Here is a 24,595-nt window from a genome sequence, read left to right on the forward strand (position 1 = left end):
AGAGCTATAAATTCGCACTCTAACCAGGACATCCTACATCCCACCTCCCGGAGGTCCCGATGATTCTAGAGTCTTCGATGACGAGGTCTCAGACCGCGCGCGGTGTGTCGCGGCGCGGCTTTGTCACGGCCGTGGGCGGCCTCGGTGCGGCGCTCGTGTTCTCGGCCGGCCTCTCTGCGTGCGCGGGGGAGTCGGCGCCGCAGAAGAAGCGCATCGAGGCCGGTATCTCCTACACGCTTTCCGGCGGATTCGACCCCATGATCACGACCAGCGCCACCGCGATGGCGGTCAACCTGCACGTTTTCGAAGGGCTCGTGGACCTCCACCCGGCGACGCGCGAACCGTATATCGCTCTTGCTTCGGAGATGCCGAAGCAAATCGACGAGACCACGTACGTGGTCCCGTTGCGCTCCGGCGCGAAGTTCCACGATGGGTCTCCGGTCACCGTCCAGGACGTCGTGTACTCGTTCACCAGGGTTCTGGACCCGAAGAATTCGTCGACCCTCATGCAGTTCCTCGGATTCATCGAGACCGTCGAGCCCCAGGGCGATGACGCCGTGCTGTTCCGCCTCAAGAGTCCATTCCCGCAGTTTGCCGAGCGCATCTCGTGCGTCAAGATCGTGCCGAAGGCCGTGGTTGAGAAGGACCCCAAGGGCTTCGACGCCCATCCGGTCGGGTCGGGGCCGTATTCGTTCGTCCGGGCGCTCAAGGACAATCGCATCGAATTCAAGGCCTTCGAGGACTACGGCGGGAAGTACAGGCCCACCGTGGACGAGATGACCTGGTTCCTGCTCTCCGACTCCGCGGCCCGCGTCACCGCCCAGGACTCGGATCGCGTCCAGGCCATCGAGGACGTCCCCTACCTGGATACCGAATGGCTCAAGGAACGTTCCGAGCTCAAGCAGGTTCCGTCTTTCGGGCTGCTGTTCCTGATGTTCAACCTCCAGAAGCCGCCGTTCGACGACGTCCGGGTGCGCAAGGCCCTGCACTACGGCCTCGACACCGAGCAGGTCATTCAGCGCAGGCTCCTGGGAAACGCCAGCGCGGCGACGTCGTACGTGCACCGTGAGCACCCCGATTACGTCAGGGCATCCACCGTGTACGACTATGACCCGGACAAAGCGGCGGCCCTTCTGAAGGAGGGCGGTGCGGACTCGCTCGAGTTCACGGTCCACACCACGGACACCTCGTGGGTCAAGGACGTCATGCCGGTGGTCCTCGAGTCGTGGAACAAGATTCCCGGGGTGACGGCCAGCATGAAGGCGCTCCAGTCCGGTGCCCTGTATTCCCAGTACGTGGACGCCGGAAAGTACGACGTCTGCGTGGCTCCGGGCGACCCATCGGTCTTCGGCAATGACATGGACCTGCTGCTCTCGTGGTGGTTCCGCGGCACAACGTGGGCGGACAAGAGGTATCACTGGGCGGGAACGCCCGAGCACGACCAGACCCTCAGCCTCATGGACCAGGCGGTCAGCACGACCGACCACGGGGAGGCGCTGCGGCTGTGGGGCCAAGCGATCGACATCATCGCCGACCAGGTTCCCCTCTATCCCATCTTCCATCGCAAGCTGCCGACGGCGTGGCACGGCTCCGAGCTCAAAGGCTTCCAGCCGTTGCCGACCACGGGCCTGTCCTTCCTCGGCGTCGAACGGAACTGACCCAGCCACCTTCTCCCGCACACGATCCAAGGAGGATTTCTCGTGGGGAACATACTCAGACTCCTCGGGCGTCGGCTCGTCGCCCTTCCCTTCATGATCCTGGGCATCACGCTGCTCGTCTTCATCGTGCTGCACTTCTCCCCGGGGGATCAGGCGACGGCGGCCCTCGGAGAGGGCGCGAGCTCCGACGCCAAGGAAGCGTACCGGGCGGCCCATGGCCTCAACGATCCGTTGGTCGTGCAGTATCTGTCGTTCCTGGGGCGCCTGGTGCGGCTCGACTTCGGTGTCACGACGCCGCCCGAATCCCCGATCTCGACCATGATCGCCGGGGCCTTCCCCGTGACCCTGCAATTGACCTTCTGGGGAGTGGTCATTGCGGCCATCGTGTCCCTGGTGCTCGGCGTCGTCGCCGCCCTCTGGCGAGACCGGTGGCCCGACCAGGTGATCCGCGTTTTCTCGATCGCGGCCGTCGCAACCCCTTCCTTCTGGCTCGGCATCTTGCTGATCCAGTGGTTCGCGGTCGGGTGGCGGATTCTGCCTTCGGGCGGGTACACGTCATTCTTCGACGATCCCGGCAAGTACGCGACGTCGATGCTGATGCCTTCCGTCGCGCTCGCCATCCCCGTGTGCGCCTCCCTCATCCGCGTGGTCCGGACCTCGATGGTCGAAGAACTCGACAGGGACTATGTGCGCACCGCGATCGGCAACGGCGTCCCGCGAGGCGAAGTCCTGAGGAAGAACGTGCTCCGGAATGCGCTCGTGACGCCCGTTACCGTGCTCGGTCTGCGCATCGGCTACTTGCTGGGCGGTGCCGTGGTGATCGAGATGATCTTCTCGATGCCGGGCATGGGCCAGCTGATCCTCAACGGGATCACGAATCAGGACATCAATCTGGTCCAGGGGGTCGTGGTGACGATCGCTGTGACCTTCGTGGCGGTCAACATCGTCGTCGACCTCCTCTACCTGCTCATCAACCCCCGCATTAGGACGGTGTGACCATGAGATACAAGCTCGCCGACCGGCTGTCCCGACCCGGAATCCGTTTCCGGAGCATGCCCTGGGGATCCAAGCTGTCCATGGCATTCCTGGTCCTCATCGCTCTGGCAGCGATCCTTGCCCCGGTGCTCGCGCCCCACGACCCGTTGGCCACGGGCTCAGGAGTTCCACAGGCACCGAGCGGGGATCACCTATTCGGCACCGACCGGCTCAACCGGGACATCTTCTCCCGTCTGTTGTACGGGGCGCGCAGCTCCCTGGTCATCGGCTTGGGGTCCGTGGCCCTGGCCCTGGTGCTCGGCGGCATCCTCGGGGCGATCGCCGCGACCGGGCGCAGATGGGTCAACGAGGGAGTCATGCGGGTCATGGACGTGATCATGGCGTTCCCGGGCATCGCCCTCGCCGCCGTTCTGTTGTCCACGATGGGCAATACGATCCCCGTGATCATCCTTTCGATCGCGATCATCTACACACCGCAGCTGGCCCGTGTGGTGCGAGCCAATATCCTCACCCAGTGGAACGAGGACTACGTCCGGGCCGAACGCATCGTCGGTGCCTCGAAGACCTTCATCCTTCTCAAACACGTGGTGCGCAACAGCGCGGCTCCGGTGCTGGTCTTTGCCACGGTCATGGTTGCTGACGCGATCATTTTCGAGGCGTCCCTCTCATTCCTGGGCGCGGGGATCCAGGATCCAGACCCGAGCTGGGGCAACGTCATCTCCTACGGACGCAACGTGGTCCTCTCGGGTGCCTGGTGGGCGACGACGTTCGCCGGCATCACCATCCTTCTGACCGTCCTGGCGTTGAACGTCCTGTCCGAAGGCATGACCGATGCGATGGCCAACCCTCGTTTGCGCTCGCACGCGGCCGGCGCTGAGCCCGATGCGCACCGGAGGGAGAACCCGCAACCGACCACGGAGGCGATCTTCGCCTCGGGCTCCGACCGGGACATCCCGACGTCGAACATCCAGACGGTCGGTCCGCGGGGCAAATCCGTCCTGGACTCCCAGCTCGCGGCCCTCGCCGCGGCCGAGGCCCGCCGCGAGGACCGGTTTGCCCCGGATCCCGACGCCGCGCCGTTGCTCGAGGTCAAGAATCTCTCGATCGCCTTCCCGGACAGGTACGGGGAGACGAAGGTCGTGAGCGACCTGAGCTTCTCCGTCGCCCCTGGGGAAACTATGGGGCTGGTCGGCGAGTCCGGATCCGGAAAGTCGATCACCTCGCTGGCCATCATGGGCCTCCAAGCGCCCAACGCGGTGGTGACCGGTTCGATCGACTTCGGCGGCAAGGAACTGGTTCCCTCTGCCGCAGGGCAACAGGCCCTGGACCGGACGTTCGCCGGGCTCAGGGGCGAGCAGATCGCGATGATTTATCAGGACGCCCTGTCCTCGTTGAACCCGTCGATGCTCATCAAGGACCAGATGGAGCAGCTGACCAAGCGCGGTGGGCGGATGAGCCCCGCCGAGCTGCTGGAACTCGTCCAGCTCGACCCGGATCGAACCCTCAAGAGCTACCCCCATGAGCTCTCGGGCGGGCAGCGCCAGCGGGTTCTGATAGCGATGGCCCTGTCTCGATCGCCCAAGCTCGTGGTCGCCGACGAACCCACGACGGCGCTCGACGTCACCGTCCAGCGGCAGGTCATCGATCTCTTGCTCGACCTGCAGAAACAGTTGGGTTTCGCGATGATCTTCGTCAGCCACGACCTCGCCCTGGTGGGGTCACTGGCCCATCGGGTCACCGTCATGTACGCGGGCCAGGTGGTCGAGTCCGGAAGCACCTCGGAGGTCCTGTCCGACCCGCGGCACGAGTACACGCAGGGGCTCCTGGGATCGGTGCTGTCCATCGAGTCCTCGGCGGAGCGGCTCTACCAGATCCCCGGAACCGTTCCGAGCCCCGGGGAATTTGCCCCCGGCGATCGTTTTGCCCCCAGATCCCAGCGACAAGATGCCAATCCCTGGGCGCCGTTGCGCATGGAGCAGGTCGGCGATTCCGATCACTACTGGGCAACCAACGAACCGGCCTCCGGAACGGCCACGGTCAACATCATTCAAGGAGCTGACTCATGAGCGCCACGGCATCCCGGACCGCAGAGTCCGTCCTCTCCCTGGAGAACCTCGAAGTCCACTTCACCAGTCGAACCGGTTCACTGTTCCGGCGAAAGGTGGTCAAAGCGGTGGACGGGATCTCCCTCGAAGTTCGTAGTGGCCGCACGGTCGGCATCGTCGGTGAGTCCGGGTCCGGCAAGACGACGCTCGCGAACGTCCTCGTCGGCCTTCAGGAGCCCACCGGCGGACGGTTGCTGCATCGGGGCAAACCGGTGGGCACCGGCAAGGCGGACAGGAAGGCGTTCGGCAAGGCCGTGACGATGGTGTTCCAGAACGCCTCGACCGCGCTGAACCCTCGCATGACGACCCACGACATCATCAGGGACCCCATGGTCGTGCACGCAATGGGCGGCGCACCGGACCGGTCGAAACGGGTCTACGAACTGCTGGACATGGTGGGGCTGCCTACCTCGGCCGCCGAAGCGGTTCCTGCCCAGCTCTCCGGAGGCCAGCGCCAGCGCGTTGCCATCGCCCGGGCACTCGCCCTGGACCCGGAGGTCATCGTCGCCGACGAACCGACCAGCGCCCTGGACGTCTCCGTCCGGGCCCAGGTCCTCAACCTCTTGATCGATCTGAAGAAGGAGCTCGGCATCGGAATGGTCTTCATCTCGCACGACATCCAGACCGTTCGCCACATCTCCGATGACCTCCTGGTCATGACCCAGGGGCGAGCCGTCGAACAGGGACCGGCTCAGGACGTGCTGGGCAATCCTTCGGAGGAGTACACCAGGTCGTTGCTGAACTCGGCGCCGAGCCTGCTCGCGGAGACGACCCCTTGAAATTTCCGGCCGACCGGGGCCGGTCAGAACACCCCGGGACAAGAGAACGAACAACCGTCAGGAGCATAACCACGTGTCTGCAACCCCCGCATTCCACGGCGTCATCCCGCCCGTCGTCACCCCCCGATCCACCGACGGCGAGATCGACCGCAAGGGTCTCGAACGGGTCGTCCGTCACCTCATCGACGGAGGAGTGCACGGCCTGTTCATGCTCGGTTCCTCCGCCGAGACGCCCTATATGAGCGATGACGAACGGAGCACCGTCGTCGAGCTGACCGCCGAGATCGTGAACGGGGCGGTGCCCGTGATCGTGGGAGCCAACGACCAGACCGGTGTGCGGGTCGCGGAAGAGGCGCGGCGGATGACCCGGCTCGGTGCGGACGCGGTTGTGGCCTCCAGCCCGTACTACGTGATCACGAACCAGAACGAGATCCTCGATCATTTCCGCATGGTGCGGGATGCCGTGGATGTCCCGGTCTTCGCCTACAACGTTCCCGTTCGCACCCACATCCCCTTGGGCGCGGACCTGCTGGCCCAGTTGGCTCACGAGGGTGCGATCGTCGGGGTCAAGGACTCCTCCAACGACGACGTCGCCTTCCGGCAGCTCGCGCTCGCCACCCGCGACGTCGCAGGGTTCTCGCTGTTCACGGGGCACGAGGTCGTGTGCGACGGCGCCATGCTCTCCGGGGCCGACGGTATTGTGCCCGGGCTGGGCAATGTGGATCCTTCCGGCTATGTTCGTCTGTACGAGGCGGCGGCAGCCGGGGACTGGGAGGCCGCACGTCGTGAACAGGACCGCCTGGTCGATCTGTTCACGATCGTCGGGTGCCCGGACTCGAACCGCGTTTCCGGCGGCGCCGCAGGACTGGGCGCGTTCAAGACCGCACTGGTCGAACTGGGTGTGATCTCGTCGAATACAATGTCCAAGCCGATGGCGGCGCTCAACGCGAACGAGGCCGCTTCGATTCGTACGATCTTGGAAAGGACCGGACTCCTATGACCCATGCCGCGGTCGCCCTCGACCTGGGTGGAACGAAAACGGCGGGAGCGCTCATCACCGCCACGGGAGAGATCCTGGGGCAGGCTGCCGAACCCACGCCGGCCCAACGCGGGGCGTCCGCGGTCATGGCCACCGCGGCTTCGGTGTCCAGGACACTGCTCGACGAGGCCAAGGAGCGCGGGATCGAGGTCCGCCCCGTGCTCGGTATCGGGTCGGCCGGCGCCATCGACCCCTACACCGGCAACGTCCTCTCGGCGACGCCCAACATCCGCGACTGGACCGGGGCCGCGCTGTCCCGCGACCTGGCCGCACTGTTGGAGGACGTTCCTGGCCGGCCCATCACGACCGTCCGACCGGTCAACGACGTCCACGCGCATGCGTTGGGCGAGGCGCTGTACAGGAAGAACCACGGCATGACGGCGGAGGGGACGATGTTCCTGGTCGCCTTCGGGACCGGCGTGGGAGGCGCCATGCTGATCGACGGCAAACCGCAGGTTGGCAGGCATTTCGTGGCCGGTCACGTGGGCATGACGCCGATGCCTCACCACCGGGACTCCGAGCTCTTCGCGGCCGGGTCGAAGACGCCCGAGCACATGATCCTCGAAAACGCGTGCGGCGGCGTTGCATTCGCGGATGCCTATCGCAGCGCCGGCGGACAAGCCGAACTCAGCACGGCCCGCGAAGTGTTCGCACGGGCGGATGAAGACGCTTCCGCACGTCGAGTCATCAAGGCGTCGGCGGAGATCGCGGGGGCATTCCTCGGCGGAATCGTCAACATGATCGACCCGGACGAGCTCGTGCTCTCCGGCGGTCTGGCCGCTTCGGGGCCTTCGTGGTGGGAACCCATGATCGAGACCTTCCTGAAGGTTCGTCTGCCCGGGATCACCACGCGCCCGGTGGCCGCCTCGTCCGGGGACATGGCAGCCCTCCTGGGTGCGGCTTCGCTCGCCTGGTCGGACCGTAACCCCGCAGCCCCCACGGACTGAACCTGTGCCCTCCGGGCGGAAAGGAACCCATGCTCCTCACCGATGAACAGCTCAACGGCCTGAGAGGGCGACTCGTCGTTTCGGCCCAGGCATACCCTGGTGAACCCATGCGGGACCCCCGGACCATGGCCCAGGTCGCCCAGTCGGCCGTGCTCGGTGGGGCGGCCGCCGTCAGGGTTCAGGGACTCGCGGACATCCAGCACGCACGGTCGGCCGTGGAGGTGCCCGTCATTGGTTTGTTCAAGGACGGTCACGAAGGGGTCTTCATCACCCCGACCCTCCACCACGCACTTGCCGTCGCCCAGGCGGGTGCCCACATCGTGGCGCTCGACGGGACCCGGCGGGATCGACCCGATGGTCGCAGTCTGAGTGAAACGATCGCCGTGATCCACGAAAAGACCGGGGCGATGGTCATGGCCGATTGTGGCTCTCTCGACGACGCACTGGCTGCGGTCGACGCCGGCGCGGACGTTCTCGGAACGACCCTCGCCGGATACACGGTCGAACGCCCCAAGACCGATGGACCGGACCTGGAACTCATCGAACAGATCGCGGCGGAGGACACCGGCCGGATGCTCATCGCCGAAGGACGGATCCACACCCCGGCCCAGGCTGCATCTGCCCTGTCCGCGGGAGCCGACTCCGTGGTGGTCGGGACCGCGATCACGCATCCGACCAGTATCACCTCCTGGTTCGTCGACGCCCTGCCCACCATGGACTGAACCCGTTCGCTCGGGGTATGCCGCGGGGCAGCGAGTCGATGGGGCGGCCTGGGCGGCCGGGCGGTCGGGGCGCCGGGGCGCCGGGGCGCTGGGGTCGCCCCGACGTCGCCGTCGTCCGTGTCCGGGTGCGGTGCTCGTTCCTGGGGCGGTTATTTGTGGCGGTGATCCGGGTGGCGAACCTGGATGGCGAACCGGGGCGGCGCTGGGTGGCGATCCGGGGGCGGCGCTGGGTGGCGGTTGCCCGATTGCGAGGCGCTTGCCGCCGTTAGGTGGCCGTTCAACCACCACCTAACGGCGGAGATCGGCTCCGAATCGGGTAACCGCCACCTAACTTGAGGTGTCGGGAGCGGATGCGAGGCCTGGAACGGCTGGAAAGCGCCCCCGAATCGGGTAAACGCCACCCAACGCGGACAGCGGCCGGCCGAATCGGAGAGTCGCCATAACGAGGGCCGGCCAATGTACGTCATACAGCCGGCCCACGTTCAACGGGGTGTCCTGCCCCTCAGAGCTGCCAGGACGGGCGGTTGTCTCTGACGAAGTCGTAGTACTCCCGATTCGTCAACAAGGATGCGGCGGCCTCGTCCACGACGACGACGGACCGACGATGCAGCTGCAAAGCGGAAGCCGGACAGAACGCCCCCACAGGCCCCTCGGCCATGGCGGCTACTGCTTCGGCCTTGCCCTCGCCCGAAGCCACCAGCAGAGCCAGACCTGAATCCAGGATCGTGCCGATCCCCTGGGTGATGCAGTGGGTAGGAACCTGGGAGAGGTCGTCATCGAAGAACCGTGCGTTGTCCCTGCGTGTGGTGGGAGTCAGCGTTTTGACGCGAGTCCTGCCCGCGAGTGAAGAGCTCGGTTCATTGAACCCGATGTGACCGTTGCTGCCGATACCGAGGATCTGGAGGTCGACCCCGCCCGCTGCTCGAATCGCCTCTTCGTACTCCTCGCACGCCGCCGGGACGTCTACTGCGTGGCCCTTCGGCACGTGCACGCGCTCCGGGTCGAGCCCAAGTCTCTCCGTGACTTCTCTCCGCACGACCTCCGCATAACTCTGGGGGTGGCCCTCGCTCAAGCCGACATACTCGTCCAACGCAAAGGCGCTCACCCCGGACACGTCCAGGCCGTTGCGCACCCGTTGCTCGAGGGACCGGTACGTCGGAACGGGGCTCGAGCCGGTCGCAACACCCAGAACTGCATCCGGTTTTGTCCGAACGAGTTCGGCAATGCGTTCCGCCGCGACGTCGCCGACGGACTCGGGATCAGGGACAACGATGATTTCCATGCCTCCAGCCTACCCCTTCACGACCGAATTGGTACGTACCAATAACGCCGTTCAGATGATCCGTGTATGTTTGGTTCGTACCAATACGCAAACAGTGGGTGATGTCCGAGGATGACCGCAGGCGAAACCGAGATCGTGCCCAAGTACCTTGCGCTGGCCGCCGCGTTGGAGGCCGACGTCGTCGCCGCCGGTGAGCCGCACGAGGTGCTGCCGACGGAGAGGGCCCTGCAGGAGGAGTACGGCGTCAGCCGGGCCACCGTGCGTCGAGCCATCGCCCACCTGGTGGCCTCCGGCGCCGTCTACTCGATCCGTGGCTCGGGGACCTATGTCGCGGATCCGAGCATGATTCGCAAGGGCCTGCGGCTGACGTCGTTTTCTGAGGACATGGACGAGCGAGGGCACCGGCCGACCAGCGAGACCCTCGGCAACGACGTCGTCCCCGCAGACGAGATCCTGGCCGAAAAATTGAACGTGCCGGTCGGCGAGGAACTCGCCCGGATCCACCGCCTGCGGCTCGCGGACGGCCTGCCGATGGCACTCGAGCTGGCGCGCATCCCCTTGAAATTTTTTGGTGGCAGCCTGCCTGATCCTCGTGGTTCCCTCGACGAACAATTGTCCCGACGGGGGCACCGCGCGGAATCGGCGGATCAATCGATCCGCGCGGTCAACCTTGGGTTTGAGGAGGCCAACCTGTTGTCCCAGCCGGTCGGAGCCGCGGCGCTCCGCGTGGAACGATGTGCCCGCGACGTTCTGGGGCGGCCTGTCGAATGCACAGAGACGACCTACCGAGCGGACCGGTACGGTTTCGACCTCAGCGTCGTCCGCGGAGCGAAGGACTGAACCCATGAATACCCTGATCCACAATGCGCGCCCGACCGAGACGCTGCGGGACGTGCCCGTTTTTGCCGACGTTCCCGCAGACGTTTTGACGGCGGACTCGGGACCGGTCTGGGTCGAGTGCGACGATGCCGGCGTGCCGATCCGCGGTGGCCTGGGGGACTCCTTCCACCGGGACGCCGGGAGTGCTGTGGGGTCGCTCCCGTTCGACGCGTCCGGCATGTTCCTGAGTGCCCCATTCACCGACATTCACTGCCACGGAGCGGGCGGGTACGCGTATGAGGACGGAGACAGCCTGCCGACCTCATTGTCGGTGCACAGGGACCACGGGACGGGGCGGGCGCTGGCCTCGTTCGTCGCGAACCCGCTGGACGAACTGGAAGATTCCTTCCGGCGCGTGGCGCGGGCCATCACGACCGGTGAGGGCATCCCCGCGGGCTTTCGGCTGGAAGGCATCCACGCCGAGGGCCCGTGGCTTTCGCCCGCGCACAAGGGTGCGCACCGGCAGGACTACCTGCGACCGGCAACGCTCGACCAGGCGAAGCGTCTGGTGGATGCGGCCGGCGGCTACCTGCGTCAGGTGACGCTGGCCCCTGAACTCGATGACGACCTTGCGGTGACCCGATACTTGGTGGGGCAGGGGGTGCGCGTGGCCGTGGGGCACACGGATGCCGACTACGAGACTGCGTTGCGCGCCTTCGACGCCGGAGCGTCGATTCTGACGCACGCCTTCAACGCCATGAACGGAATCCACCACAGGCACCCCGGTCCGGTGATTGCCGCGATGGAGTCACCTCACGTGGTTGCGGAAATCATCGCCGACGGGGTCCATATTGCGCCCGAGGTGGTCGCGATGCTGTTCCGCGCCATGCCGGGTCGGGTCGTGCTCATCACCGATGCCATGTCCGCCACAGGCCAGTCCGACGGCGACTACAAGCTCGGTTCCCTGGACGTTCGGGTGGACGATGGCATCGCCCGGTTGACCACCCCGGACGGCAGCCAGGGCGCCATTGCCGGTTCAACCCTCACGATGGATCAGGCGGTGCGGACTGTGGTCGAGGCCGGTATCGACCTCGACGAGGCGTTGACGGCGGCCACAACCCGACCGGCCAGGGCCGTAGGGTTGAATCCGTGGGCCGACGGTTTGCCGCTTCGACTTCTCGACGAGGGGCTGTCTCCGGTCGGAGGCCTCATTCCCAGAACATAGATTCGACGTCCACGCCCCTGATCATGAGCTCCTCGTGGAGTGCATCCCTGCATTCGATGGGCAGAGCGAGCGACCCGATGGTGTCATCCGGACCGAGATACGGGGTGACCTGGTCGAATCCGATGCGGAACCGGGCCAGCGACCGGCACAGTTCCATGATGTCGGAAAGGTCCTCCTCCGATGCGAAGACCCAGAAGGAATCTGCTTCGGTCAATTGGAAGAGGCCGACCGGGTAGCCCCGGCCGTCCACGGCCCGGCGTCGGACCCAACCACCGGGACCGCCGGGGCCCAGCGGTGGACAGATCGGGTCGAAATACCAGGACTGCGCCTGCGAGAGCCAGTCGGGAACGTGGGGTGCATAGACCACGGCGTCCTCGCCCTCGGGCCATTCCGTTTGTTGGAAAATAGCCGATTCGATGGCATTCCAAAAGACGGATTCGTCCCCCTCGATCCCGACGCTGTTCATGTCCTCGGGCTCGGGGTCCGGATCGAAATCGAGAGGGTCTTCTTCGCCGGTGTCCCAATACGTGGTGCGTGTTGCGAGGTCAGCCGTCAGCAGGAAGGTTTCAACCTGTTTCAGGTATTCGGGATCACCCAGAACAACCGTTTGGTCGTCGAAGTGGAAGATATAAGGAGTCCGGGCTTTGAAACTCGGGTTGATGTTTATCATCCCTTCCTCCTGCTCGTGTCCGTACGGTTCATGATTATTATTCATGGATCTCCCCTTCTTTGTCCCGGGTGCTCCCTGAGAGCGGAAGCCTGTCCCACGATGTGGCTTTCCTGCGCAGCGCCGTGAACCCGCCAAGAATCGACAGCGAGTCCGGATTGGTAGGCCAGTAGTCCGTCAGGCCGGGGGAACTGACGATCACGGCTGCCCACTGTCCGCGGGAAACGGCGACGTTGAGACGGTTGGGGGAGAGAAGAAAGTCCATCCCGCGGGGTACATCCTCGGCAGAGGAAGCCGCCATGGACACGATGACTACCGGCGCTTCCTGCCCTTGAAACCTATCGACGGTCCCGACCCGGACCCCCGTCTCATCCTGATCCGAAAGCCCCGCTTCTTCCAGGGCTTCACGAATGACTTCCACCTGGGCGTTGTAGGCAGCCACGACGAGGACATCGTGAGGTTCCAGTGGCCTGAACGCTTGGTCCGGCGCATGTCTCCAGCTCCTTCCGACGAGTTCGCTCGCAAGTTCCACCACACGTGCCGCTTCCTCGGGAGACGAGGTCGCGTTGCCCGTGTGCGGAACGTCGAGGCGGTAGACCCCGGGTTTCGTGTCCGCGAGCATCCTATGGGCGGCGGCCGACGCCGAGTGCAACCGCCCCTGATAGGACAACGTGGACACTGGGGCACACAATTCCGGATGCATACGCCACGAAGCGTCGAGGAAGTAGCCGTATTCCTGCGGGAGAGTCCGTGCCCCCGCGGAGAGCCAGCCCAAGGCCGACTCGTCGACCGGTTGCGGATGACTTCCCTGGGTGACCTGGGGCAGTTGTTGCGGGTCTCCCAGAAGCAAGAGGTTCCGAGCCGACTGGGACACGGCCAGCATATTGGCCAGTGAATACTGCCCGGCTTCGTCGATCACCAGGAGGTCCACGCTGCCCGGCGCGAAACGATCCTGGTGCGCGAAGTCCCAGGCTGTTCCGCCGTAGATCCTGCCACCGGGTACCGGCGATTCCCCCGAGGCGGCTTCGGCCATGAACGAAGGGATGTCCTTCTGGGCGATTTCTCGCCAGGGCACCCGCGGAACGTCCTCGTCGGTTGAGGTCTTGGATCTCTTGGCCTTGGCGATGGCTTCGCCGGGCACGCCGCCGTTGACCATGCACCCCTTCAGGAGGTTCTCGATCACGGCGTGGGATTGGGTGACCACCCCGATCGTCCATCCTTCACGGACCAACCGTCCGATCACGTGGGAGCCGACGAAGGACTTTCCGGTTCCGGGAGGGCCCTGAACGGCGACATACGAGTTCTCGAGCCGTGACACCGCAGCGTGGATCGCGTCCGCCATGGGGATCTTGCCGTCGCCGAGCCCCGGGTCGCCGACGCGCGGAAGGGCCCCGCCGTCAGCGAGACGCGGCGGCCGTCGAGCCACAATGTCCAAGCCGGCGGCGCGGGGGAGGTGGGGCAATGCCGCATCCACTTCCTCAGCGAGCATCGCCAAAGAATCTTCCTGGGCCTTCGTACGTATCGGGGCGGGTGGGGTTGAGGCCATGGGCAGTTGATCGAACGATTCCGCACCCTGCGGCCGTGACTCGACGACGCGAATGCGCACATGCCCAGGAACCTCCGTCTGTTCCAAGGATTCGAGGGTCAGGCGCGCATCACTGGCTCGGGAAGCAACGGGCTGTCCGCCCCTTGGTCCGGATTCGGCGCGTTGGCGTGCCTCACGGGCCTTGTCCTCCAGGTAGGGCGGCAACGGTGTCTCGTACATCGCGAAGAGGCCGGAATCCCCGTCCCTCAGGGCGGAGCCCTCGGCCAGTCGAGCCGTTCCCGAGAGGATCCGTTTTTCGGTCCGTGCGCGCGGGGTGGCCTTGTGCCAATTCTCCTCGACCGCGAGGCGTTCGAAGACGAGAACGTCCCGCTGTGACTCCCAGTCCGCGACCGGGGCCGATAGCCGGTCGAAGTGTGACCACCAGAATTGTTTGCGTTCGCGCCGGTAGTAGCCCGTCGCGCTGGAGACCATGGCGACGGCCCGGACGGTGTCCCGGAGGACGTCCGGGGCCAACCCGGTGGATTCCGGCGACGCCGTTTCGACGAAGTGATTCAGAGATGCTTCGACGGCTGACTCGCGGGCGTCCTCCGGAGGCTCGGGCTCCAGAGACAGGTCACGTGTTTCGTATGGCTGACCGACTTCCTCTTCGGCCGACCGGGAGACCAGGCCCAGCAGCCAATTCCGGAGACGTAGGGTCGAGACGCAGTCGTACCGGTTGTAGTCCCCGATGGAGTCCAGAACGGCCAGGGCGCGCTCCTGGTCGCCTGAGCCCCGGGCCAGGCAGTAGTCGGCGTAGGCCACGACCGATGCTGCCGCTGTGGTGACGTCGCCAGCGCGCAGCTGGTCGCCCATGTACAGGGGTTCCAGCTTCTTGATCGAGTAGGAGTCCTCGGAGATGCGCAGGCTGGAGCGAACGACGTCGTAGAGATCGACCAGGGCTTCCTCCCTCAAGAGATCGTCCACGGCTTCCTCGCCGACCCCATGCTTCGCTGCCAGGTCCCGGAGGGCTCTCTTCTCATAGTTGGCATAGTGATAGATCTTCATCCCCGGGAACCGTTGCCTGCGCTGCCGGACGTAGTCCAGGAAATCGAGAAGCGCCTGTTTCTCCTCGTCCCGGGAATGGGCCCAAAAGGGGACGAACCGGGGATCCTCGGAAGAATCTTCCGGAGACTCGACCAGGCCGAAGAGGTACTCGATACCCCACGAGGAGTCAAAAGGATCCTGCCATAGTGGGTCTCCTTCGAAGTCGAAGAAGATGTCGCCGGGGTCCGCCGCCGGAATCCTGGTCAAGGGCGCCGAATCCGTGACCACATAGGAGACGCTCTTTCGTGTTCCCGACGCATCAGTGAAAGTCACCGTCTTGTCCGGAACCGCGCGCCCGGTCTGCAACGCGGCCTGGTCCCTCGCCGACCGAACGGGTGAGGGCAGGGAACGACCTTCGAGATTGGCGAGGTCGTCCACGGTCCGCACTCCATAGCGCTGCCGAAGGAGTTTTCTCTGCGCCATGGACATCCCGGCCACCTGGAGGACATCCCGATGCCGCTCGAACTCAGCCGCGCAGTGCGGACACTTGCCGCACCTGGACACGGAGTCCTGCCACCAATCGAGCGGCTCGGTATCCGCGGCCATGCGTTCCCGCGAGAGAGCCTCGAAACGGTCACGCCGCTCCTGATAGACGGCCATGAACTCCCCGACGTGGAAAGAGGCCCGTTCCCGGTTCCCGAGGACCAGAGTGACAGTGTCCGACACCGGAATTCCTGCGTTGTCCAGTTGGTCGGCGTAGGCGGCCAATTGCAATAGCGCCGTGACCTTGGCGTGACGAGCCAATTTGGTGTCGTAGACCGCGTATCGGCCGTCATCCTCCCGGACCAGGAAGTCCGACCTGCCATGGAATCTGCCGTCGAAGAAAGAGGCCTGGAAGACGACGTCGGCCCCTGACCGCAATGCCTCGATGGACTCCCGGTGCTTGTCGACCAGAGTGCCCCAATCCATTCTGCGGGCGGGGTCGATTTCGTAGACCCCTCGACCGGTCGCGGGGTCGTACGGACCGAAGCGCTCGCGGTACTCCTCGAGCACCGCCGCCTCGTGCTGGTCGCCCAGAACCGACGTGCGTTCGAGCATCGGGTCTTCCGGTGCCTCGAATCGGGGGAGGCGGCCCAGCTTCTCGTCCAGGAGATGGAGGGTGGCCCACGGGCATTCCGCGGCCCGTACGAGGTCGGATGCGGAATAGATCAGACCGGGGCGCGGATGAGCCGCATGCTGTTCCGGTACATCAACGAAGAACACGGCCACCTCCAGACTTGGCCTCGGGCGTCGTGCGAGGCGCTGAGTCCAGGGTACGGGGGCTGACTGACAAGTTAAGCGGGTTTCGAGTCTTCCGGTTCCGGGACTCCCAAGCGCTCGCGGTCCAGGGTCATGGATATCTGGTACCGATCCGACCGGTACGTCGAGATCGAGTACTCGAGCGGTACGGGTCCTTCCTCGGACCGGGCGAATGTGTAGCGGTGAAACAGCAGAACAGGGGCCGAGGGCTCCACCTCGAGGACGCGAGCGGCCTCCGGCTCCGCCGCGGCCGCCTCGACGGTCTGTTCGGCGGTGCTGACCTCGAAGGCGGTCCCGGACAAATGCGAATACAGGGACTGCGTCAGGTCCTTGGCGAGGAGGAGGTCCGTCAGGTCCGGACGGATCCAGGACTCGTCCACGCTGACCGGGGCCTCGTTCGCGCGCCGGAGTCGCTTGACACAGAGAGTTTGTTCGCCGTCCTCCAGGCCGAAGAACTCCGCCGCCCGCGGGGGAGGTGCGCCTCGATCGGCCACGAGAATCTCCGTGGACGGTTCGAAACCGGCCCGTTTCATGTCCTCGGTGAAGGACGCGAGGTGGAGAGTCGAACGGACGCGCCCGTGGGACACGAAGGTTCCCTTGCCGTGGATGCGCACCAGAACGCCCTCCGCGACCAGATCCGCGACGGCACGTCGAATCGTGATGCGGGAAACCCCGAACTGCTTCTCGAGGGCCCTTTCCCCCGGAAGCGCGGCACCCGGAGAGAGCTCTCTCCGGGCCAGCTCCCGCAACTCCGACCTGACCTGTTCGTGCTTGTGAACCACGTGCTCGCGCGCCTTCTCTACAGCAGGTCCTGGATGTCTTCCGCAAGGTTCTCGGCCTCGGGGCCGACGACGACCTGCACCATTCCGCCCGAGACCACGACCCCGTGGGCCCCCATGGCCTTGAGTGCGGCCTCATCGACCACGGACGAATCCTCGACCTCGGTGCGCAAGCGGGTGATGCATCCTTCGATTTCTTCGACGTTCTCGGCTCCGCCGAGTGCTTCCAGCAATTTCTCCGGATCGAACATTGGGTGCCTCCTGGCCTTGACAAGTTACGTCACGTGAATACAGTGATCAGAACCACTGGTTATAAACAGTTGTCTCGAGCGTACCCATAGCGCTCGACCTTCACAACCGCACGCTACTCTCGCACCCGCGGGAAACGAGGTCCCCATGTCTTCGTCAGACGCTTCCACCCCGGCCGCTGCCGCGCCGCGGACCAAGGGTGACGGCAACGCCATGAAAATTCTCCAACGCTTTGGCCGGAGCCTGATGCTTCCGATCGCGGCCCTTCCTGCGGCCGCGATTCTCCAAAGGCTGGGGCAGGATGATCTTCTCGGACAATTCTCGTCCATTTCCACGGCCGCACAGGTGATCGGTGCCGCAGGTTCGGCCCTGTTCGACGGGCTGCCGCTGCTCTTCGCCGTCGGAATTTCCTTCGGTTTCGCCAAGAAGGGCGACGGCTCGACGGCGCTCGCGGCCGTCGTCGGCTACTTGGTGATGACCAACATCTTCAAGGTCATGTCTCCTGTGGTGCTGGACAGCAGTGCCACCGCGGCCGCCGGAGAGAAGCCGGAGATCGATTACGGCGTCCTGGGCGGCATCGTGATCGGTCTGACATCGGCCCTGCTGTGGCAAAGATTCCACCGGACCAAACTGCCCGACTGGCTGGGCTTCTTCGGCGGGCGCCGTCTCGTGCCGATCCTGACCTCGCTGGCCGCATTGGTGATCGCCGTGGTGCTCGCCCTGCTCTACCCGTTCTTCGACAGGGGCCTCGCCGCGATCGGCTCCGCCGTGAGCAGCAATACGGTTCTGGGCGCGGGAATCTACGGCATCCTGAACCGACTGCTGATTCCATTCGGCCTGCACCACATTCTCAACTCGATCGTGTGGTTCATCCTGGGCGACTACGACGGCGCCCACGGTGACCTCTCCCGGTTCTTCGCCGGCGATCCCAGCGCGGGCGTCTTCATGACCGGCTTCTTCCCGATCATGATGTTCGGACTCCCCGCGGCGGCTCTGGCCATCTGGCACGAGGCGAAACCGGGCCAGAAGAAGGTCATTGGAGGCATCATGCTCTCGACGGGTCTGACCTCGTTCCTCACGGGGATCACCGAGCCGCTGGAGTTCTCCTTCATGTTCATTGCGTGGCCGCTCTACCTGATCCACGCGGTACTCATGGGAACCTCGATGGCCCTGACCAACGCCCTGGACATACATACCGGCTTCGGATTCTCTGCGGGAACCATCGACTACCTCCTCAACTTCGGCATATCCCAGAACTCGATCTGGCTGATACCCATAGGCATCGGCTACGCCCTGATCTACTACTTCTTGTTCCGTTTCGTGATCCGCAAGTGGAACCTGCGCACGCCGGGCCGTGAGGAAGACGCCGGGGCCGAGGCCGCCGTGGGTGCTGGCGAGGGGGCCTCGAAGCGAGTCGCCGCCGAGAAAACGTCGGCCACAGATTCCGGCAAGTCCGACGCCGGTTCGTCCGACGCCGGTTCGCCCGACGCGGCCCCGAGCGATGGAACACGCGGCGAGGCCAGTCCGGACGACGCCGACACGGCGGGGCGAGACGGTGCGCCGGGTGCCTCCGGCCGACATGTGGCACAGTCCTCGGACCGGAACCCGGACCGAGGTCCAGACCCGGCATAGCCATGGGGGCCTGAGGTGGCAGCTTCGTGCACACCCCTCGGCCGAGGTGGCAAGTTTGTGCGAATTTCGGCGCGAAAGACGCACAAACCTGCCACCTCGCGCAGGGGGAAGGAAGCGGCTAGAAGTCCCAGTCGTCGTCGTCGGTCTCCACGGCCTTGCCCATCACGTAGGAGGACCCGGATCCGCTGAAGAAGTCGTGGTTCTCGTCCGATCCCGGGGCCAGGGCCGCAAGGATCTCGGGATTCACTGTGGTCTCCTCCGCGCCGAAACGCGCGGGGTATCCGAGGTTCATGAGGGCCTTGTTGGCGTTGTACCGCACGAAGACGGCGACGTCGTCCATGAGGCCCAGGGGCTCGTACAGCTCTCCCGAATACCGGAGTTCGAGGTCGTACAGCTCGTCGAGCAGGCCCATGGTGAAGGCCTGGATCTCTTCCCTGCGGTCGCCCGTGCAGGAGTCCAGGCCGCGCTGGAACTTGTACCCCGAGTAGTACCCGTGAACCGCTTTGTCTCTCAGGATCAACCGGATCATGTCCGCGGTGTTGGTCATGGTCGCGTGGACCGAGAAATGCAGGGGGAGATAGAACCCGGCGTAGAGCAGCAGCGAGGACAGCAGAGTCGAGGCGACTTTTCGGCGCAGCGGATCGTCCCCGTAGTAGTGCACCAGAACCTTCTTGGCGCGTTCCTGCAAGAGGTCGTTGGCGACGGCCCACCGGTAGGATTCCTCGATCTGAGGCGTCGAGGCCAGCGTCGAAAAAACGCTCGAATACGACCTGGCGTGGACCGACTGCATGAAGGCGATGTTCGTGTACACGGCCTCCTCGTGCTCGGTGCGGGCATCCTGGATCTGGCTGATTTCTCCGACGGTCGCCTGAACCGTGTCCAGCATGGTCAGGCCCGTGAAAACTCGCATCGTCAGTGTCCGCTCTTCCTCGGACAGACGCTGCCAGGCCGGGAGGTCGTTCGAGAGCGGGACCTTCTCGGGCAACCAGAAATTCGACGTGAGCCGGTTCCAGACCTCGAGGTCTTTCTCATCCTGGATGCGGTTCCAATTGATCGGGCGCAGTCGGTGGTTCGGGTCGTGACGAAAGGACGGCGGGGTCACCGAGATCTCGGTGAGAGGGCGGCGATCGGTCGATGAGGTCATGGTGTTCTCCTTCGAAAACGGGGAGGGGTCAGAGGGAGCAGGACACGCAGTCCTGCACTTCGGTTCCGTTCAGGGCCGCCTGGCGGAGCCGGATGTAGTAGAGGGTTTTGATTCCGGATCTCCACGCGTAGATCTGCGCCCTGTTGATGTCCCGCGTGGTCGCTTCGTCGGTGAAGAACAGCGTGAGCGACAGCCCCTGGTCCACGTGCGGGGTCGCGGCGGCGTACGTGTCGATGATCTTGCGGTACCCGATCTCGTAGGCGTCCTCGAAGTACTCGAGGTTGTCCTGGGTCATGTGGGGCGCAGGAAAGTACACGCGGCCCAACTTGCCCTCCTTTCTGATCTCGATCCGGGAGGCCACGGGGTGCAACGACGCCGTCGAGTGGTTGATATAGCTGATCGAGCCGGTGGGCGGTATCGCCTGCAGATAGGCGTTGTACATGCCGTCGCGCATGACCCGTGACCTGAGCACGATCCAGTCCTCGCGGGTCGGAAGATGCAGGCCGGCGTCGGCGAAGAGAGCCCGCACCCTCTCGGTTGCGGGTCTGCCGCTCGACTGGACGTAACGGTCGAACCTGGCCCCATTCGCGTAATCGGAGTCCTCGAATCCTTCGAAGGTCTCCCGGCGTTCCACGGCGAGTCGGTGTGATGCACGGATCGCGTGGTAGGTCACGAGCCGGAAATAGGCGTCCGTGAAATCAAGCGCCTCGGGGCTGCCGTACCGGATGCGTTGCGATGCCAGGTATCCGTGCAGGTTCATCTGCCCCAGCCCGATCGCGTGGCTCGCCCGGTTGCCGCGTTCTACGGACGGAACCGCGCCGACGTCGCACTGGTCCGAAACGCTCGTCAGGGCGCGCACCGCGGTCTCCACGGTCCGGCCGAAGTCGGGCGATGCCATGGCGGCGGCGATGTTGAGCGAGCCCAGGTTGCAGGAGACATCTCGGCCCACGGAGGAGTACGTCAGGTCCGGATCCATGGTCGATGGCGCGCTGACCTGGAGGATTTCGCTGCACAGGTTGGACATCCCGACCCGCCCGGGGTGGGGATGCTCGCGATTGACGGTTTCGTCGAACAGCACGTACGGGTAACCGGATTCGAACTGGAGCTCGGCGATGGTCGTGAAGAAGTCCCGTGCACGGATCGTGGTCTTCCGGATGCGCGAGTTGCGGACCAGGTCGTCGTAGTGCTCCGTGATCGGCAATTCGGACATCGGGGTGCCGTACTCGCGCTCGACGTCGTAGGGAGAGAACAGGTGCATCTCGCGGTCTTCCTTCGCCAGCCGGAAGGTGATGTCCGGGACCACGACGCCGAGCGAAAGAGTCTTGATTCGAACCTTCTCGTCGGCGTTCTCCCGTTTCGTGTCCAGGAAGCGAAGGATGTCCGGGTGGTGGGCGTGCAGGTAGACCGCGCCGGCCCCCTGCCGGGCTCCCAGCTGATTCGCGTAGGAGAAAGAGTCTTCGAGGATCTTCATGACCGGAACCACGCCCGACGCCTGGTTCTCGATCTTTTTGATCGGCGCACCCGCTTCCCGAAGGTTCGTGAGCATGAGGGCGACGCCGCCGCCGCGCCTCGACAGCTGGAGGGCCGAATTGATCGACCGACCGATCGACTCCATCGAGTCTTCGACGCGCAGCAGGAAGCAGGAGATCAGCTCGCCGCGTTGCTTCTTGCCCGCATTGAGGAACGTGGGGGTCGCCGGTTGATAGCGGCCGGACATCATCTCGTCCACGAGGTGCGCGGCGAACTTGCGCTCGCCCTGCGCCAGGTAAAGCGCCGTCGCCGCGACGCGGTCCGGAAACTCTTCGAGATACTCCGTTCCGTCGAAGCTTTTGAGGGCGTATGACGTGAAGAACTTGAAGGCGCCCAAGAACGATCCGAAGGTGTGCCCGAACTGATGGGCACGGTGGTGAACCTCCTCCAGGACGTCGCGCTCGTAGCGGGCCAGAAATTCGGCCTCGTAATAGTCATTGGCCACGAGCCAGTCGAGGCGCTCCAGGACGGAGTCGAAAGTCTTCAGGCGAGGGCCGATCTGCTGTTCCAGGAAGGCATCGATGGCTTCCTGGTCTTGGTCGAACTGGATGCGCCCCTGATCGTCGAACAGATTCAGCCGGGCGTTCAAGGCATGGTAGTCCTTGCGCGTCCCGATGCCTTCGCGGCCGACGTCGGTGGCTTCCGGCGAGAGCGTCATGCGGTTTCCTTCTCTTTCTGCGCGGTTTTCCAGAACTCGTCGAGTCCGTGGTCGATGGTCTTGACGTCGTGTGCATTGCCGAGCAACTCGAACCTGTAGAGCTCCGGGACTCCGCATTTCTTCGAGACCACAGGGCCGGCGATGCAGTAGTCCTCCCCGAAATTGGTGTTGCCCGCGGTCACGACTCCCCGAATGAGGGAGCGGTTCTGGGGGTCGTTCAGGAAGGTGATGACCTGCCGGGGGACGGCCTTTTTGGCGTCACCGCCGCCGTAGCTGGGCACGACCAGCACGTACGGCCGGCTGACCCGGATCATGCCCTCTGTGCGGGGACGAAGGGGTATGCGAACACTGGGGTGCCTCAGCCGTTGCACGAGCCGGTGAGTGTTCTCGGAGGCGCTCGAGAAGTACACCAGGTGGGGCGACTCGGTCGGTGGGAGGGTGCGGAACGACGTCGGGGGCCGCCTGCGGGAGGCGGATGGATCGTTCATGGCGTCCTTTCGTTGTTGGTCGAAAACACAACATGTTGTGCTGGTGGGCCTCTGGGGTGCGCATATATAGAAATACCACGTGGCAGAACTTAAAACTACGCCTAGGCGTAGTTCTTGACACGGCTCACGTTTGAAGGAAAACTCCTGCTTGTGAATACCAAAGTGAAGGAAAACTCCGAAAGCTCTGATGATGCCGATATCCTCGGGTCCTTGAGAGCCGTGGAGGGCACGCTGAGCCCGGGGCCTGCCCGGGTCGCCCGCTTCATCCTCGAGGATCCGGCTCGCACGGTCCCGATGACGCTGGCGGACCTCGCGAAGGAGAGCCGGACCAGCGACGCCTCGGTCATCCGCTTGGCCCGCGCCGTCGGGTGCTCAGGTTTTCGCGAGCTGCGCACTCGCTTGGCCACCTCGATCGGCCGTGCGCAAGGGTCGGACGGGGGCGACCGCTCGTATCCCGCGGGGATCTCGGCCGAGGATCCCCCGGAGGTCGTCATGGCCAAGCTCGCGTCCAGCGACCGCGAGACGATCGCGCGGACGGAAGAGACACTGGACGCGCACGCCGTCCGCGAGGTGGCCGGAGCCGTGGCAGGGGCCAGGCGGGTCCTCGTCGTCGGCGTCGGGGCGTCCGGCCTGGTCGCGCGAGACCTCGCGGCGAAACTGGGGCGCATAGGGATCCAGGTCCACATGGCGTCGGACGCCCACGACGCGCTCACGTTCGCCGTCCTGCTGACGGACCAGGACGTGTTCATCGGAATCTCCGCGTCGGGGCGCACGCGCGACGTCGTCGACCCTCTTTCCCTTGCCGCACGTGCCGGTGCCCGCACCGTGGCCATCACGACGCGCCCGCGCTCGCCGTTGGGGTCGGCCGACCATGTCCTCGTCAGCGTGGCGACTCGCGAGACCGGTCTTCGACTGGCCGCGATGACCTCCCGTTCGGGGCAGCTCTTCGTGGTCGACGCCCTGTTCACCATGGTTTTCCAACTGCGCGAGGACGAAGCCAGAACCGCTATCGCGCGCTCCCACGAAGCTCTGGCCTTCAAGCGACTGCCCCGAACCGCCCATACCCCCACCCCAGCATCGGAGAAATCATGACGACGGACGTGCCCACCACCGAGGCAGTCGACGAACAGTACTCACAGATCGACAGGATGCCGACCGCGGACCTGGCTCGGCTCATGAATCGGGCGGACTCCACGGTTCCTGACGCCGTGGGGCGTTGCGCCGAGGACATTGCCCTGCTCGTCGACCAGGCCGTGCCCGGGCTCCGCGCCGGTGGGCGCCTGGTCTATGCGGGTGCCGGGACCGCCGGAAGGCTCGGCGTCCTGGACGCATCCGAGTGCCCGCCCACGTTCAATACGGCTCCGGGGGAGGTCGTCGGTCTCATCGCCGGCGGTGAACGAGCCCTGGTTTCCGCCGTGGAAGGAGCGGAGGACGACGCCGCCGCGGGTGCCCAGGCCGTGATCGACCTGGACATCGGTCCGCTGGACGCCGTCGTCGGAGTCTCGGCCTCGGGCAGGACACCCTACGCCGTCGGCGCGGTCGAGGAGGCGGCGCGTCGTGGCGCCACGACGGGAGCGATGGTGTGCAACACGGGATCGCGCCTTGCATCCGTCGCGGCGCACCCCATCGAGGTCGTGGTCGGTCCGGAGCTCGTGGCCGGATCGACTCGGCTGAAGGCCGGAACCGCCCAGAAACTGGTGCTCAACATGATTTCTACGATGAGCATGGTGCGGCTCGGAAAGACCTACGGAAACCTCATGGTCGACGTGCAGTCCACCAACGCCAAGCTGCGGGAACGGGTTCAGCGCATCGTGGGCGCGGTCACCGGGGCCGGACCGGACGTCATCGAGAAGGCCGTCAGCGCGGCCGACGGAAGCGCCAAGGTCGCGATCCTGACAATCCTTGCCGACGTCGACGCCGCGCGCGCTCGAGAGGAGCTCGAACGCGACTCCGGTGTCCTCAGAGCCGCCTTGGAACGCCTGGTCCGACCCCAGGACTGAACCAAACC

19 protein-coding genes and 1 pseudogene are annotated in these 24,595 nt (G+C 65.1%); 12 read left to right on the top strand and 8 right to left on the bottom strand.

The features are described from left to right. The first annotated feature begins 77 nt into the window (after positions 1–77). From ACTSLZ_RS03620 to ACTSLZ_RS03650, 7 genes are all read left to right on the top strand, one after another. A complete protein-coding gene (locus ACTSLZ_RS03620) occupies positions 78–1,658 on the top strand; it encodes an ABC transporter substrate-binding protein (protein WP_443095748.1) in 1,581 nt (526 codons plus the stop codon). 42 nt (positions 1,659–1,700) lie between these two features. Next, a complete protein-coding gene (locus ACTSLZ_RS03625) occupies positions 1,701–2,654 on the top strand; it encodes an ABC transporter permease (RefSeq protein WP_129315697.1) in 954 nt (317 codons plus the stop codon). Positions 2,655–2,656: 2 nt separating this feature from the next. After that, the gene (locus ACTSLZ_RS03630) at positions 2,657–4,720 is read left to right on the top strand and encodes a dipeptide/oligopeptide/nickel ABC transporter permease/ATP-binding protein (protein WP_443095749.1); all 2,064 of its coding nucleotides are present in this window, start codon (positions 2,657–2,659) and stop codon (positions 4,718–4,720) included. Beyond that, positions 4,717–5,538, top strand: a complete 822-nt coding sequence (locus ACTSLZ_RS03635) for an ATP-binding cassette domain-containing protein (protein WP_443095750.1) — start codon at positions 4,717–4,719, stop codon at positions 5,536–5,538. The genes ACTSLZ_RS03630 and ACTSLZ_RS03635 overlap by 4 nt, the downstream gene beginning before the upstream one ends. 73 nt (positions 5,539–5,611) lie before the next feature. Then, positions 5,612–6,538, top strand: coding sequence for a dihydrodipicolinate synthase family protein (locus ACTSLZ_RS03640; RefSeq protein ID WP_443095751.1), 927 nt, complete (start codon positions 5,612–5,614; stop codon positions 6,536–6,538). Beyond that, positions 6,535–7,524 carry an ROK family protein gene (locus tag ACTSLZ_RS03645; RefSeq protein ID WP_178980335.1) on the top strand — a complete coding sequence of 330 codons (990 nt, stop codon included), beginning with the start codon at positions 6,535–6,537 and terminating at the stop codon, positions 7,522–7,524. Before ACTSLZ_RS03640 ends, ACTSLZ_RS03645 begins: the two co-directional genes overlap by 4 nt. Positions 7,525–7,553: 29 nt before the next feature. Continuing rightward, positions 7,554–8,246: an N-acetylmannosamine-6-phosphate 2-epimerase gene (locus tag ACTSLZ_RS03650; protein WP_443095752.1), complete on the top strand. Its 693-nt coding sequence runs from the start codon at positions 7,554–7,556 to the stop codon at positions 8,244–8,246. Positions 8,247–8,748: 502 nt separating this feature from the next. Here the strand turns inward: ACTSLZ_RS03650 and nagB are convergent. Then, on the bottom strand, positions 8,749–9,528 hold the full coding sequence (gene nagB, locus ACTSLZ_RS03655; protein ID WP_443095753.1) for a glucosamine-6-phosphate deaminase: 780 nt from the start codon (positions 9,526–9,528) through the stop codon (positions 8,749–8,751). A 111-nt stretch (positions 9,529–9,639) separates the two neighbouring features. On the opposite strand from nagB, the gene ACTSLZ_RS03660 reads away from it, so the two are divergent. Together ACTSLZ_RS03660 and nagA are read left to right on the top strand one after the other, a co-directional pair. Then, positions 9,640–10,368, top strand: coding sequence for a GntR family transcriptional regulator (locus tag ACTSLZ_RS03660; RefSeq protein WP_178980332.1), 729 nt, complete (start codon positions 9,640–9,642; stop codon positions 10,366–10,368). Positions 10,369–10,372: 4 nt separating this feature from the next. Further along, on the top strand, positions 10,373–11,572 hold the full coding sequence (gene nagA / locus ACTSLZ_RS03665; RefSeq protein WP_443095754.1) for an N-acetylglucosamine-6-phosphate deacetylase: 1,200 nt from the start codon (positions 10,373–10,375) through the stop codon (positions 11,570–11,572). On the opposite strand, the gene ACTSLZ_RS03670 is transcribed toward nagA, so the two are convergent. From ACTSLZ_RS03670 to ACTSLZ_RS03685, 4 genes are all read right to left on the bottom strand, one after another. Continuing rightward, positions 11,556–12,287: a hypothetical protein gene (locus tag ACTSLZ_RS03670; RefSeq protein ID WP_129315688.1), complete on the bottom strand. Its 732-nt coding sequence runs from the start codon at positions 12,285–12,287 to the stop codon at positions 11,556–11,558. The two genes, nagA and ACTSLZ_RS03670, sit on opposite strands and share 17 nt — an antisense overlap. Continuing rightward, positions 12,280–16,071: a TM0106 family RecB-like putative nuclease gene (locus tag ACTSLZ_RS03675; protein ID WP_443095755.1), complete on the bottom strand. Its 3,792-nt coding sequence runs from the start codon at positions 16,069–16,071 to the stop codon at positions 12,280–12,282. The genes ACTSLZ_RS03670 and ACTSLZ_RS03675 overlap by 8 nt, the downstream gene beginning before the upstream one ends. A gap of 71 nt (positions 16,072–16,142) precedes the next feature. Then, positions 16,143–16,889, bottom strand: a complete 747-nt coding sequence (locus ACTSLZ_RS03680; protein WP_443095756.1) for a GntR family transcriptional regulator — start codon at positions 16,887–16,889, stop codon at positions 16,143–16,145. Positions 16,890–16,906: 17 nt separating this feature from the next. Next, the gene (locus ACTSLZ_RS03685; protein ID WP_129315685.1) at positions 16,907–17,137 is read right to left on the bottom strand and encodes a glucose PTS transporter subunit EIIB; all 231 of its coding nucleotides are present in this window, start codon (positions 17,135–17,137) and stop codon (positions 16,907–16,909) included. A gap of 145 nt (positions 17,138–17,282) precedes the next feature. On the opposite strand from ACTSLZ_RS03685, the pseudogene ACTSLZ_RS03690 reads away from it, so the two are divergent. Next, a pseudogene (locus ACTSLZ_RS03690) lies at positions 17,283–18,500 on the top strand (PTS transporter subunit EIIC); the annotation flags it as partial. Positions 18,501–18,885: 385 nt separating this feature from the next. Here ACTSLZ_RS03690 and nrdF read toward each other — a convergent pair. Genes nrdF through nrdI form a run of 3 tightly spaced genes read right to left on the bottom strand, consistent with a single transcriptional unit; the run spans position 18,886 to position 22,587 of the window. After that, a complete protein-coding gene (nrdF, locus tag ACTSLZ_RS03695; protein WP_443095757.1) occupies positions 18,886–19,911 on the bottom strand; it encodes a class 1b ribonucleoside-diphosphate reductase subunit beta in 1,026 nt (341 codons plus the stop codon). Positions 19,912–19,939: 28 nt separating this feature from the next. Beyond that, positions 19,940–22,099, bottom strand: coding sequence for a class 1b ribonucleoside-diphosphate reductase subunit alpha (gene nrdE / locus ACTSLZ_RS03700; protein WP_443095758.1), 2,160 nt, complete (start codon positions 22,097–22,099; stop codon positions 19,940–19,942). Further along, complete coding sequence (nrdI, locus tag ACTSLZ_RS03705) at positions 22,096–22,587, bottom strand: class Ib ribonucleoside-diphosphate reductase assembly flavoprotein NrdI (RefSeq protein ID WP_443095759.1); 492 nt, start codon at positions 22,585–22,587, stop codon at positions 22,096–22,098. The genes nrdE and nrdI overlap by 4 nt, the downstream gene beginning before the upstream one ends. A gap of 150 nt (positions 22,588–22,737) precedes the next feature. On the opposite strand from nrdI, the gene ACTSLZ_RS03710 reads away from it, so the two are divergent. Beyond that, positions 22,738–23,679, top strand: a complete 942-nt coding sequence (locus tag ACTSLZ_RS03710; protein ID WP_397555672.1) for a MurR/RpiR family transcriptional regulator — start codon at positions 22,738–22,740, stop codon at positions 23,677–23,679. Next, the gene (gene murQ / locus ACTSLZ_RS03715; protein WP_443095760.1) at positions 23,676–24,587 is read left to right on the top strand and encodes an N-acetylmuramic acid 6-phosphate etherase; all 912 of its coding nucleotides are present in this window, start codon (positions 23,676–23,678) and stop codon (positions 24,585–24,587) included. Before ACTSLZ_RS03710 ends, murQ begins: the two co-directional genes overlap by 4 nt. Positions 24,588–24,595 lie beyond the last annotated feature (8 nt).

It is taken from the genome of Rothia koreensis (genome assembly GCF_052232265.1).
GTDB classification, from domain to species: domain Bacteria; phylum Actinomycetota; class Actinomycetes; order Actinomycetales; family Micrococcaceae; genus Rothia; species Rothia koreensis.